The sequence below is a fragment of the Shouchella clausii genome, from assembly GCF_002250115.1.
Classification (GTDB): domain Bacteria; phylum Bacillota; class Bacilli; order Bacillales; family Bacillaceae_D; genus Shouchella; species Shouchella clausii.
The window spans coordinates 355,023-367,129 of sequence record NZ_CP019985.1; the positions used below are offsets into that span (position 1 = coordinate 355,023).

General features: G+C 44.1%; 13 protein-coding genes. 1 reads left to right on the forward strand and 12 read right to left on the reverse strand.

What is annotated here, in order from left to right; genetic code table 11:
- Nucleotides 1–9: 9 nt before the first annotated feature.
- From BC8716_RS01630 to BC8716_RS22235, 4 genes are all read right to left on the reverse strand, one after another.
- The gene (locus BC8716_RS01630; protein ID WP_094423650.1) at nucleotides 10–1,815 is read right to left on the reverse strand and encodes a phage tail protein; all 1,806 of its coding nucleotides are present in this window, start codon (nucleotides 1,813–1,815) and stop codon (nucleotides 10–12) included.
- A 235-nt stretch (nucleotides 1,816–2,050) separates the two neighbouring features.
- The gene (locus tag BC8716_RS01635) at nucleotides 2,051–2,500 is read right to left on the reverse strand and encodes a hypothetical protein (RefSeq protein ID WP_063609758.1); all 450 of its coding nucleotides are present in this window, start codon (nucleotides 2,498–2,500) and stop codon (nucleotides 2,051–2,053) included.
- A complete protein-coding gene (locus tag BC8716_RS01640; protein WP_062750344.1) occupies nucleotides 2,490–2,918 on the reverse strand; it encodes a hypothetical protein in 429 nt (142 codons plus the stop codon). Before BC8716_RS01640 ends, BC8716_RS01635 begins: the two co-directional genes overlap by 11 nt.
- Before the next feature lie 16 nt (nucleotides 2,919–2,934).
- Entirely contained in the window at nucleotides 2,935–3,231 is a 297-nt protein-coding gene (locus BC8716_RS22235) for a hypothetical protein (RefSeq protein WP_157730325.1), read from the reverse strand.
- A gap of 1 nt (nucleotide 3,232) precedes the next feature.
- On the opposite strand from BC8716_RS22235, the gene BC8716_RS22690 reads away from it, so the two are divergent.
- Complete coding sequence (locus BC8716_RS22690; protein ID WP_257392278.1) at nucleotides 3,233–4,018, forward strand: SHOCT domain-containing protein; 786 nt, start codon at nucleotides 3,233–3,235, stop codon at nucleotides 4,016–4,018.
- Nucleotides 4,019–4,264: 246 nt separating this feature from the next.
- Here BC8716_RS22690 and BC8716_RS01650 read toward each other — a convergent pair whose 3' ends face one another.
- The 8 genes from BC8716_RS01650 to ehuC form a co-directional block, all read right to left on the reverse strand.
- A complete protein-coding gene (locus BC8716_RS01650) occupies nucleotides 4,265–5,377 on the reverse strand; it encodes an NAD(P)-dependent malic enzyme (RefSeq protein ID WP_245850039.1) in 1,113 nt (370 codons plus the stop codon).
- A gap of 78 nt (nucleotides 5,378–5,455) precedes the next feature.
- A complete protein-coding gene (locus tag BC8716_RS01655; protein WP_094423652.1) occupies nucleotides 5,456–6,805 on the reverse strand; it encodes a 2-hydroxycarboxylate transporter family protein in 1,350 nt (449 codons plus the stop codon).
- Nucleotides 6,806–7,003: 198 nt separating this feature from the next.
- The gene (locus tag BC8716_RS01660; protein ID WP_094423653.1) at nucleotides 7,004–7,714 is read right to left on the reverse strand and encodes a response regulator; all 711 of its coding nucleotides are present in this window, start codon (nucleotides 7,712–7,714) and stop codon (nucleotides 7,004–7,006) included.
- Nucleotides 7,711–9,330: a DcuS/MalK family sensor histidine kinase gene (dcuS, locus tag BC8716_RS01665; RefSeq protein ID WP_157730326.1), complete on the reverse strand. Its 1,620-nt coding sequence runs from the start codon at nucleotides 9,328–9,330 to the stop codon at nucleotides 7,711–7,713. Before dcuS ends, BC8716_RS01660 begins: the two co-directional genes overlap by 4 nt.
- A gap of 95 nt (nucleotides 9,331–9,425) precedes the next feature.
- A complete protein-coding gene (locus BC8716_RS01670; RefSeq protein WP_157730327.1) occupies nucleotides 9,426–9,851 on the reverse strand; it encodes an ArpU family phage packaging/lysis transcriptional regulator in 426 nt (141 codons plus the stop codon).
- A 79-nt stretch (nucleotides 9,852–9,930) separates the two neighbouring features.
- Nucleotides 9,931–10,740, reverse strand: a complete 810-nt coding sequence (ehuA, locus tag BC8716_RS01675) for an ectoine/hydroxyectoine ABC transporter ATP-binding protein EhuA (protein ID WP_406550720.1) — start codon at nucleotides 10,738–10,740, stop codon at nucleotides 9,931–9,933.
- 8 nt (nucleotides 10,741–10,748) lie between these two features.
- A complete protein-coding gene (gene ehuD, locus BC8716_RS01680; RefSeq protein ID WP_062750348.1) occupies nucleotides 10,749–11,429 on the reverse strand; it encodes an ectoine/hydroxyectoine ABC transporter permease subunit EhuD in 681 nt (226 codons plus the stop codon).
- Nucleotides 11,426–12,097: an ectoine/hydroxyectoine ABC transporter permease subunit EhuC gene (gene ehuC, locus BC8716_RS01685; protein ID WP_094423657.1), complete on the reverse strand. Its 672-nt coding sequence runs from the start codon at nucleotides 12,095–12,097 to the stop codon at nucleotides 11,426–11,428. Before ehuC ends, ehuD begins: the two co-directional genes overlap by 4 nt.
- Between the last annotated feature and the right edge of the window lie 10 nt (nucleotides 12,098–12,107).

A 12,107-nucleotide genomic window follows, 5' to 3' on the forward strand; every position in this document is an offset into this window, starting at 1 on the left:
CCTCCTTTTTTAGTAGTGTCCTCTTGCACGCTGTGCCATTTGTCCTCTCCGTCCAAGTTCAACATCCATAAAAGGCGCGGTCACTCTAGCAATTTGTTTGCCTTCAAGGTGGACAGGCACTTCAATCGTCATTTTGCTAGAAGGATTTGCTGACAGCCCCTGCAACTCTCTTGCTTGTACATTGCTATCTAACCGCGCCAATCCCCGTCCTAGTGAAGAACCAATATCATGAAGAGAAGGCAGCGTTAATGCTTTTTCAAACGCATGTTCAATTGTAGGCACATCTCGATTAATGGAGTCTTTAATTGGTCCGCCAAAGTTAAGACGGTGAATGTCTTGCAGTGGTCCTTCTTTAGCAGGAGAGAAAGGCAAGAAATCCCGTATCTTTCCAGCAACATTAGAGATTGCATTTTTTACTGCCCCAATTGCACTAGTAATTCCTTCTGCAATGCTATTAACAATGTTTTTCCCCGCTTCGCGAAAACGGCCAACAAAATTCAAGACTGCTTGCCATGCGCTTTGAATTCCGTTAGAGATAGCCGTTTTGATATTAGTCATCGCGGTTGTCACACTCGAGCGGACAGCGTTAAAAATGGTTGTAAATGTGGTTTTTATCGCATTAAGAGCACTTGTTACCGCTGTACGTGCCGCCGAAATCCCGGTTGAAATAAAACTCTGTATAAAGCTAATCGCCGTTGTAACTACATTACGAACAGCATTAAATACAGTTAAAAATACTGTCCTAATCGCCGTTAACACAGATTGAACCACATTCGAGGCAATTGTTAAGCCGGTTGAAATGGCATTGCGGATAAAGCCCATTACTGTCATGACTACGTTTTGAATAGGAGTAAAAATGGTGGAGAAAAACGACCTTATTCCATTTAATGCTGTCAAAAACAAATTGCTTATTGCTCCCCACATTTTTGAAAAAACACCCATTAAACCGGTAAACAAAGAACTAGCAATTTTTAAAAGCCGCCCAAACAATAACAATTGAACGACGTTCCATATCGCCTCAAGTGCGCCAGAAAAAAGCTGCTTAATGCCTTCCCACATCAAAGAAAAATCTCCAGTGAAAAGGCCTGCAAACGCCTTTACTAGCCCCATGATGATGTTCAATGCTCCCGAAATGACTCCTTGAATATTGCCCCATACCATTTGAATAAGCGACACAATAAACGGCCAAACAAATTGCATAATTGCCAGAATGCCGTTCATAACTGGCTCAATAATGCTCTTAATTCCATTAAATATATTGGTTACTGCTTGCATAACAGCAGCCCCGTGTTCATCCCAAAACGCCTTGATTTGCGCCAATTTTTCAGAAACAAAAGTAACAATCGTAGCCACTACCGTTTCCATTGTGGTCTTTATGGCCTCCCACGCTTGGATTACACCATTGCGAAACGTTTCATTTGTCTGCCAAAGATACATAATGCCTGCAACAAGAGCGGCAATTGCTGCGGTGATAAGAACAATAGGAGTTAACAAGCTAGACAGAGCTCCCAAAAAAGAAATAAAACTAGGAAGGATCATCGCTCTAATTAAGGATCCCATAGTCGTAAAAAGTTGCTGTAAAATAGATAGACTAGTAGCAACTTGAGAAATAGCAACCATCACCAACCCTGTTCCTGTTACAATGCTAAAAAAAGCTGATAACAATTCACCACTTGAAAGGCTAGTTCCTAATTCCTCTAGCTCCTTCTTTATACCTGTAAGTGTCTGCTCTATACCACTTAACGCTTTTCCACCCTTTTCTAACGATTCAAAGTCAATTTTAATATTAGCTGACTCTCCTATTGAAATCGCCATCATCTTCCCCCTTTCCATTTGTTTGCTTCCATTTGCATGTTGCCTTCATCCCATTCGGCGGCGCTGCGTTTCTTTTTGTCTTGCAAAAAACGTTGGAAGGCGCTGTCTTCTGGCAAGCCTCTAACAAATACTAAGAACCGCCTCCAAGATAGGCGGTTCTCAAATCCCTCTTTTGTTAAATTTATGCCATAAAACCGGTAGAAATCTGCTTCTAACGCTGCCCACGCCCAAATGATTATCCGCGAATCTTGGTTTTTTTTTGCGCTGCGGCTGATTGTGCGCCTGAGCCTTTGACATCATATCCCCAAAGTTTCATAATGTCAGGCACAATATGTTTAAAAACGAAATTGACGCCTGCTTTCGACTGTTCGAGATGGGCTAGAAATTCCTTCCCTAACATTAGTTCAATAAATTCATACATTTTTTCTTCTGGCACAGCCATTTGCGTTTTGCCTCTCACTTTTTGTACACAGTGGCGAAAGTAAAATGTCGCAAACTGGAAGGGCATTTCAGTTGGAATTTGAAAATATTCGCCCGCAAACTTGACGTATTGATGCTTTTGTTCATTCGCTAGCTCAGCTAAAGCATCATCATAATCGGCAACAAGCTGTTCTTGTTGGATTTGGGCAAGCTCTTCCGCTTTTTCATTTAGCAATTGCAAACGGTCCGCCGATTTATTCGCCACCTGGAGCACCATCTTCCACAACTGCTTGTTTTGTGTTTACTCGGAACTCGCCAGAGAACGTATATACACCTTCAGATACAGAACCTTCTTCTTCATACGTGGTAAAGAACCCTGTTAAGGCGTATCCAGCTCCGTTTGCATCTGTATGCTTAATAACCGCTTCTTGACCTAATTCTGCTACTCGCTTTAACTCTGTTTGGCCGTCATCTTCAAGCAGTGCGATCCCTTCCATCGCCACTGTCTCTCCTACAGACGCAGCAATGAATTTTTGGCGGAAAACGCCGCCGCCTTCGACTGTGTCCCCAAGACCAGTTACATCCGCCTCTTCAACCTCTAGTGAGTGTGTGAAAGACGTTAATTTTGCTACTACTCGTCCATTTACTTCTACCCGTGTTCCAGCAAATTTCTTTTCTGCCATGTCCATTCCTCCAAAATTAAATGTATTTTGCTCGTTTATCCACAGCAAAGGCGGTGCCGGCACCATTAACAAATGGATAACGAATGTGCAGCTTGGTTTTAGCTAACCTTGCTACACTACCATCATAATACGGAACAACCGTTCGTCCCTGTCGTGTTTCTGCCATGATTCTGCCTTTAATATAGATTTCGTAGATAAAATCTACTAAAATATAGGTGGCATACTCTTTACGGCGAATAGGAGGGGCTTTATTGAAATCCCAGACAATGACCTCATATGGCACCACACTTTCATTGACCGAAAGTGTGATCATTTTGGAACATAACCGCAAAATATCTAAGCTAAGTCAAAGGATCGAAATTCCCTATGTTGACCTCAAAAAAGTTATTGTAAAGGAACATCGTTTTAAGTCTGGATATGCATATTTTCTCCTCAATCATGAAGATGAATCTGTTTTTAGAGACCGTGATGCCTTTATGAGTGATATGGCAATTGTCTTTGTCCAAAAAAAGAAGTACAAAGAGTTTCTCCCTTTTTTAGACTTTATTGAAAGTAAAATTGCTTCCCTTCAGAATATCAATGATAGCAATCAGGAAGCTACGCTAATTGAATCTTTAGCACAAGAGTTATTAATGGAAACTAAAAAATCATTAGAATACAAAACAGATCAAGGAAAATTAATTATCAAAAAAAATACAATATCACTTACTCATAATCGTTTGTACGTAGGAAACAAAGGTACGAAAGAGATAGCAATAACTTCTATTTCAAGCATCCACTTGTCAAAGCCAGGAATTAAAGCCGGCCGTATCCGTTTTTTTATAGAAGGAAGCTTGCAGGAAACTAAATACCAAGCTTATCTCGCTTCTGAGAATGAACTTTTAATCACTACCCCAAATGATTACCGCACGATGTATGAAGCGAAGGAAGTAATTGAGAGCTTACGTTTACATCACTCTGAAAAGTTATATCAGGCTCTATCTAAACATACAATGACCGCCTCTCCCGCCGACGAAATCCGCAAGTACAAATCATTGCTTGATGACGGTATTATTTCTGAAGAGGAATTTGAGAAAAAGAAGAAGGAATTGCTCGATTAAAAAGGGGGGGCATGGGAACTGTTCCTAAGTTGCGATCGCTCGGGCTTTTTGCAAGTAAGCTAGGTGGTTAGTGTTTGTTCCTGTAGCCAAGTACTGTATACACCAAAGTTCTGTTCCTGCTTTTACCGAGTTTCCCTCTTCATTTTTCCATATACGTTTGTTCTTATTACCCTATTTTAAATAATAAAGAAGCGCCCTTTCTTTACGGAATGGGCGCTTTCATGCATGTTTCTTCATCATTCATTATTAACTACACACTTTCTCCTTTGCTTCATCCGCAACGGCCTTGGCCACAGCAGGGGCAATCCGTTCATCGAACGGAGACGGGAGAATGTGGCCGGCATGCAAGTCTTCACCAACAATGTTCGCAATTGCTTTTGCGGCTGCCAGCTTCATCGTCATGGTAATGGTGCTAGCGCGGGCGTCCAAAGCGCCGCGGAAAATGCCGGGGAAGGCAAGAACGTTATTAATTTGGTTCGGAAAGTCTGAACGTCCAGTGCCTACAACAGCCGCACCAGCAGCGAACGCTTCCTCTGGGTAGATTTCAGGCGTCGGATTGGCAAGAGCAAATACAACTGCATCGCTATTCATCCGCTTGACTTGTTCGCCTGTTAATGCGCGAGGCCCGGAGACGCCAATAAAGACATCGGCCCCTTCGATTGCTTGGTCGAGCTTGCCGGTAAGATGGCGTCGGTTTGTTTTAGCCGCTAATTCTTTCTGGCGTTGGTTTAGCCACGGCTCGTTTTCTTGGACAATTCCTTCTAAGCTGACAAGGGTGATGTCACTGCAACCTGCTTCTAGCAAAAGCGTGGCGATTGAAAGGCCTGCTGCCCCTGCACCGTTGATGACAATGCGGGCACTGTTCAACCCTTTGTCGACGACTTTTAGTGCATTGATCAGCGCAGCTAGGACAACTATCGCTGTGCCGTGCTGATCGTCGTGGAAAACCGGGATGTTTAGTTCTTCCTGTAGGCGTTGCTCAATCTCAAAACAACGGGGCGCAGCAATGTCTTCCAAATTAATGCCGCCAAATGTAGGCGCAACCGCTTTAATCGTTGCGATGATTGTATCTACGTCTTGTGTCTCTAAACAAAGCGGGATTGCATCCACTCCGGCAAATTGCTTAAATAAAACGGCCTTTCCTTCCATAACTGGCATAGCCGCTTCTGGCCCAATATTGCCAAGGCCGAGCACTGCAGAGCCATCCGTAACAATGGCGACAAGATTGCCCTTAATGGTGTGGTCGTATACTTCATCTTTATTTTCAGCGATGCGCTTGCATGGCTCAGCTACGCCAGGCGTATAAGCGAGGCTCATATCGTATTCATTTATTAAAGGGACTGTGCTTTTCATTTCCATTTTCCCATGCTTATGCAGCGCAATCGCTGCCTCTTTCTGTTTTCGTGCTTGTGACACGTTATCATACTCCTTCATTTCTTAAAGTCCTAACCAACGCAATACAAATGTTGCTAAAATAACTGTCCCTGCTCCACCTAGACGCGTCGCTACTTGCGCAAACGGCATTAGGCTCATGCGGTCGGACGCCGATAAAATGGCGACATCGCCTGTACCGCCTAGGCCGCTGTGGCAACCAGTTACAATCCCCGAGTCGACAGGGTGCATGTTAAGCCACTGTCCGACAAAATAGCCAGTTGCGATCATGGCAAAGACGACTGTGGCGCAAATCAGGACGTAGGAAAAGCTAATAATGCCTGCCACATCTTCAAGGGGAATAAACAACAACCCAAGCCCTACCATAAGCGGCCAAGTAAAGCTTGTTGATACAAACTTATATAAATGAAAAGCGCCTTGCTCAAGTTGTTCAGGAATCAGCTTTAATACTTTCGCAATCGCAGCAATCAAGATCATTAAAATCGCTGCTGGAATATGCAAGCTCGATTCCATTAAGTGGCCAAACACATAAAAACTGCAAGCAACGAGGAGCCCAGCTCCCATTAGCGCAAAATTTACTGGTTTTGTATCATCAATCGATTTCGGCATTACTGGCCCTTTTGTCTTAACAAGCACCCCTTTTCCAGTAAGATGGGGCTTTTTTGCGCCGAGCTGTTTTAAGAGGGCCGCACCGATAATGGCAAAGATATTGCCGATGATTGCTGCAGGGATTAACTGTGATATTAATTCAGCCGCAGGTATTCCGAGAATCGTGCTGTAACCAGCTGACAACGGCAAAATGCCTTCGCCAATGCCGCCTGCCAAAATAGGAACAACAATAAAAAACAATGTATGCTTTGCCTCATAGCCGAGTAAAAGGCCCATGCCGACTCCTGCAGCCATTGAGACAGCGGTTCCGGCAACAAGGGGAACCAACATTTTCGTGATTCCTTGCATGAGTACCACTCGGTTCATGCCAAGAATGCTGCCAGCTACTAAACAAGCAATATAGAAATATAAAAAGTTAGATGTCGTCATTAAATTCGATACGGCATTTACAGTTGTTTCATTTAACCAACCAAAAAACATGAATGCCGAGGGTACGAACAGCGCTAGTATTGCTGGGCCGCCAATGCTTTTTATAATCGGCAGGCGGGAACCAATTTCCCCAAGTAACATTCCGGCTACCATAATAATCGCAAACCCGCCAATCATGTCAGCAGGCAGTTTTTGAAAATACGCTGCAGCCAGGACGATGGCAGCAATAGCTACATAAATAGGGAAAGGCAACACCCCTACCTTCCAATAAAAGGGGTTCCAGCGAGAGGATGCTCGATCATGTTCATGCTGGTATTTTCGCTCGCTTGCCTCTGAAACCGTTTTTATTTGCTCCAATTGAAAGACCTCCTCGTTTCTTGCTTTATCTTAAACAAGCTCGAGAAGGGTGAATAGTTTATGTAAATAAGCGCTTTCTTTTTGTAATTAAAAAAAGCAGGCTTTCTTTTAAGTCAAAAAAAAAATAAGCCAGTTATTGATTCTAACTGGCTGAAATCACGCTAGCCTGGCAAAACAATAGACTAGGGCACTTATTCTTTACAAATAGGGCTTTAGTTTACGAACATTGTCTTTGTCGATTCGATAAATGTGAATCGGCCGGCCTATCGACCCATACGTTGGCTGTAGCTGCAACACGTCTAATTCTTTCAAAAACGTTAAGTACTTTTTAACAGAAACACGCGAGAGACGGGCATGAAGGGCGATGTCTTCTGTTGAAAAGCTATCTTGACCGACTTGCCTAACCGCCTCCCAGACTTCTTGCAGTGTTTCTTTCGTCAGTCCCTTTGGCAATGTTTGTTTTTCAAGAGTATGTTTTTTTTCAAAGAACGTTTCATCAAGCTGTTTTTGATCGGTCGTTTCTTCTTTACGAAAGAAATTGTAACGGCTTTGGTAAGCATGCAACGCTTTTTGAAAACGGGCAAATTGGTACGGCTTTAATATATAATCGACTGCCCCAAATCGAAGAGCAGTCTCGATCGATTCTTTGTCTGAGGCCGCTGTCATAAGGATGACGTCAGCTTCGATCTTGTTTTCGCGCAAATAAGGCAGCAGTGACAAGCCATTCTCCCCAGGCATGTAAACATCAAGCAACACTAATTGGATTGTTTTGTTTTCTTTAAGATGCTGCTTTGCTTCCTCTACTCCGCCAGCCTCAGCCGCCACTTGAAAACCTGGCACATCGCGCAAATAACTTTTAACAACAGCGGCAACCATCGGATCATCTTCTACAATAAGCACCTGAATCATGTGTGCCTCCCCCTCTCTATTGGCACAAAAACAGAAAAAGTCGTGCCTTGATTGATTTCGCTTTCCACTGTAAAAGCTGCCCCAATCGCCTCGACGCTTTGCTTTACAAGAGACAAGCCGTAGCCGCGGTCTTTTCCTTTTGTTGAATAGCCACGCACGTACATCTTTTCCAGTTCCGCTTCACTCATTCCTGGGCCATTATCGGCAATACGGATAATCAATTCTTCATCGAGCACATACAGTGTAACCTTCACGCTTCCGTTTTCCTTGCCGGAAGCAGCATCAATCCCATTATCGATCAAGTTGCCGAGAATCGTGGTGAGCTCAAATGCCAACCTTTCTTGGGGCAACGGTTCAATCACCGTGTCAATGACAAGTTTCATATCGACTCCATTTTCTCGGGCGTCGCTTTTTTTGCCGAGCAAAAGCCCTGCAAGGACCGGGTCTTTCACCATATCGGTCGTCTGCTTTAATTCTTCTGATTGGTTGCCAACAATTTGGGCAACATAGGCCTCTACTTGTTCATACTCTTTTGTATGCAACATACCGAGAATGACTTGCAGGCGGTTTTTAAATTCATGGGTTTGTGCCCGCAGCGTACTAGCATATGTTTTAACGCCCGTCAGTTGTTCCGCAAGCTGTTTCATTTCTGTTTTATCGCGGAATGTGGCAATAGCGCCAATAATTTGGTCATTTATCCGAACCGGAACGCGGTTAACGACAATGGTAAGTCCGTTTAAATCTTGTTCTTGGTTGTATTCTGGTTGGCCGCTAGCGAGTACATGACGGAGCCTAGAATTTTGCATATAGGCTTCGACATCGACACCTTCTGGCTTTGGTGGCAGGCCGGCACGGTCAAAAATCGCTTGTGCTGACTTGTTGACAAGCGTAATTTTCCCATCGGCATCAACTGCAATCATTCCTTCAATTGTTGATTGCAGCATGGCGCTTCGCTCTTCTACTAATGTGGCAATTGCTCGCGGTTCCAGATGGAATAGTGTTTTTTTAATAAAGCGTGATAACAGAACAGCGCCAACTAAACCTGCGCTTAATCCAAACAGTGTGCCAATGAGCAAGTTTACGCGGTTTGCTTGGAGAGCTTTTTCCACAACTTCCAGGGAAATGCCGACCGCGACCGCCCCCACTTGCTCGCCTGTCTCCGCATAAACAGGCGTAAATGCCCGCAATGATCTGCCTAACGTTCCAACAGACGTGGAAACAGTTTCATTCCCGTTCAGCGCTTCTGTTTCATCTCCACCAACGAAAGCTTTACCGACTTTTTCTCGTTCTGGGTGGGCATAACGGATTCCGTCCATATCTATGACAACGACAAATTGGACATCAGCTTGTTCCATAAAGGTTTCAACGTACTGTTGCACATGTTCCGTCTCTTTTTCGACTAACGCTTGCTGGACAACAGGCATAAGCGCAACCGCCCTGGCAAGCTGCTGCGCTTTTTCCGTTTGATTTTGCTCAATTTCTTCTTCAATCGTCCGATGGATAAGAAGGTCCGTCACAAGCAACGCCGCAATGACGACTGCTGAAACGAGTAAAAAAATCGTTGTCCGCAATGTCGGCCTTTTGTAGTAGCGCTTTTTCTCTTTCGCCTTTTGCATAAATGTCTCCTTCTTCTTTATCCTAACAGGCAGTATAGCACAAAAAAAACCAGCGTTCATTTGTTCATGAACGCTGGCAAAGTGTTGTCTTCAGCTCAGATGCCTTCCAACTCTCCCTGTTCTTCCTCCCAAACAGAAAACAAATAGTGTAGCTTTGTAAACGCCCTGTTTTTTATGCGGTAATATTGACGCTCGCTAATGAGCATATCCATGTATACTTGATAATCGAACCGGTCTGCCTCTTGCAAATAGCGGCGGACAATCAACTCACGTTCAGCAGGCGGCAAGCGATTGACACATTGTTCGATCATGCTCATATAGTTCTTTCTTTTTTGAGCGGCTTCGATATTTTTTAGCGCTGTCTGTTCGGTTGTAGAAAAGAACGGTCGAGCTCCTGTGTGAGCAGGAACGAATTGAAAGCTCTGTGTCGTTTTTGGAAGTTCTTCATAAGTTAGTGTCAGTCGATAAAGATTGTACGTTTCAAGCTTTTTTTCGACATAGCGTTTTTCTGTTTTGTTCATAACCATTCCCCTTCATGTTCTCTTTCCTACTAAAAGAGAACGAAGGTTCGCTAAATCAAAGAAAACAAGAAAATTTTCCTCAGGCGTGGAAACGCCCTAAAAATGTTTTTAGCCGTTCTGTTTTTGGGTGGTTTAAGACGTCATCAGGCGTGCCTTGTTCGGCAATGCTGCCTTTATCAAGAAACAAAATCCGGTCAGCAACGTCACGGGCAAAATCCATTTCATGGGTGATCAACATCATTGTCGTTTTTCCTTCTTCTGCAATATCGCGAATCACTTGGAGCACTTCCCCGACTAGCTCTGGATCAAGGGCTGCCGTTACTTCATCAAACAGCATCACTTTCGGCTGCATAACCAGTGAACGGGCAATGGCTACACGCTGCTGCTGCCCACCGGACAATTGCGATGGATACATGTCAACTTTGTCGGCAAGCCCGACTTTTTCAAGCATGGCGACAGCCCGTTCTTTTGCCTCGTCTTTGCTCAAGCCAAGGACGTGGATAGGTGCTTCGATACAGTTTTTCATGATCGTCATATGGGGAAACAAATTGTATTGTTGAAACACCATTCCGATATTGCCCCGTACTTTGCGCAAATGCTTTTCGTCAGCTGGCTTTAGCTCACCGTTCACTTTTTTATGCCAGAGCATTTCTCCATCCACTTCAATCGTCCCTGCCGTTGGCTGCTCCAATGTCATCAACATGCGAATAATCGTTGTTTTGCCAGAGCCAGACGGGCCGATCAAGGCAATTTTTTCGCCTTTTTTCACGTCAATGTCTAAATTGTTCAAAACAACCGTATCGCCAAATGCTTTTTTTACATTGCGGTAACGGACAAGCGTTTCTGCTTGCTCCATTTGCACAACATCAGCTGGTTCCACTTTCTCCATGACTTCACTCATGTTTTCACTCCTCTAGTTTCGATTTTATTGCCGTGCAGCGTACCGACTTTCCGTTCTAAATAGCGAATAAATGCAGCGGATGGATAGCTTAACGCTAAAAATAAGAAACCAACGATCGTTATTGGCTCTACGTAACGCCAATCGCTTGTACCGATTGACTGGGCGACAGCCATCATTTCTACGACAAAAATCGCTGAAAGCAACGGTGTTTCCTTAAATAAGACAATTAAATAGTTTCCAAGCATTGGAATGACTGGAGGAATAGCTTGGGGCAAAATGATTCGTCTCCATGTTTGGGCACGAGTGAAATTTAACGCCTTGCTTGCTTCCCACTGGCTTTTAGGAACAGCTTCAATCCCCGAACGGTAAATTTCCGAAACGTACGTAGCATAATGGAGGCCGAGTACGATGGCACCTGTTTGGAAGCCTGTTAATGGCGTTGTATAGTAGACGAAAAACAGTTGGACAAGCGGTGGTGTTGCCCGAATAAATTCAATAATACCGGCAACCGTTAGTGCCAATGGCTTAAAGGATGCACGCCGCAAAAGCGTTAAAACGAGGCCAGCTGTTAGCGAAATGCAATAAGCAATGATCGTAGCTGCAATCGTTACTGTAATAGCGGAAAGAATTTCAGGAAAGATTGCAATCGCAAATTCCCAATCCCATGTTTTGTTCATGATGTGCTCACTCCTTTAGAAGCCCGTTTTTCCAGCCAGCGGGCCAGGAAAATCAAAGGCAGCGCTAAAATAAAGTAAGCGACCAGCAAGTATGTGTAAATTTCAATTTGGTTGGACAGCGAATTGTTGCTGCCTCGGAGTACATTGGCTTGGAACGTCATGTCGGCAAGCGCGATAAAATAAACAAGCGACGTCCCTTTCAATAATTCAATCGCGTTATTGCCAAAACCCGGCAACATCAAACGGACCGCTTGCGGCAAAATCACAAGCCTCATCCGTTGCCATTTTGACATGTTCAACGAAATGGCAGCTTCAGTCTGGCCAACAGCAATTGAATGAATTGCCCCTCTCACCACTTCTGAAGCATACGCGCCGTAATTTAGACCGACAGCAATTGAACCAGCTAAAAAATTGGACATCGACAGGCCAGGGAAAATCATCGGTAGCGCATAAACAAAAAAGAACATTTGCACAAGCAACGATGTGCCGCGGAACAGCTCCACGAAAACAGCAGCCACACTGCGGATGACTTGATTTTTTGATGTTCGCATCAATCCAGCAACGAGAGCGATGCTGTACGCGACGACAGCGCCTACTAAAAAAACTTGGACCGTGATTTCTAGCCCTTTTAAAATAAACGGCATAAAGCTAGAAAAGTTATTGAACATCCTCTCACCT

Excerpts from the sequence above, each read along its gene's own strand:
- BC8716_RS01630 (WP_094423650.1), bottom strand. The coding sequence starts at position 1,815 with ATGGCGATTTCAATAGGAGAGTCAGCTAATATTAAAATTGACTTTGAA.
- BC8716_RS01640 (WP_062750344.1), bottom strand. The coding sequence starts at position 2,918 with ATGGCAGAAAAGAAATTTGCTGGAACACGGGTAGAAGTAAATGGACGA.
- BC8716_RS22235 (WP_157730325.1), bottom strand. The coding sequence starts at position 3,231 with ATGATCACACTTTCGGTCAATGAAAGTGTGGTGCCATATGAGGTCATT.
- BC8716_RS01650 (WP_245850039.1), bottom strand. The coding sequence starts at position 5,377 with ATGGAAATGAAAAGCACAGTCCCTTTAATAAATGAATACGATATGAGC.
- BC8716_RS01660 (WP_094423653.1), bottom strand. The coding sequence starts at position 7,714 with ATGATTCAGGTGCTTATTGTAGAAGATGATCCGATGGTTGCCGCTGTT.
- dcuS (WP_157730326.1), bottom strand. The coding sequence starts at position 9,330 with ATGCAAAAGGCGAAAGAGAAAAAGCGCTACTACAAAAGGCCGACATTG.
- BC8716_RS01670 (WP_157730327.1), bottom strand. The coding sequence starts at position 9,851 with ATGAACAAAACAGAAAAACGCTATGTCGAAAAAAAGCTTGAAACGTAC.
- ehuA (WP_406550720.1), bottom strand. The coding sequence starts at position 10,740 with ATGGAGAAAGTGGAACCAGCTGATGTTGTGCAAATGGAGCAAGCAGAA.
- ehuD (WP_062750348.1), bottom strand. The coding sequence starts at position 11,429 with ATGAACAAAACATGGGATTGGGAATTTGCGATTGCAATCTTTCCTGAA.
- ehuC (WP_094423657.1), bottom strand. The coding sequence starts at position 12,097 with ATGTTCAATAACTTTTCTAGCTTTATGCCGTTTATTTTAAAAGGGCTA.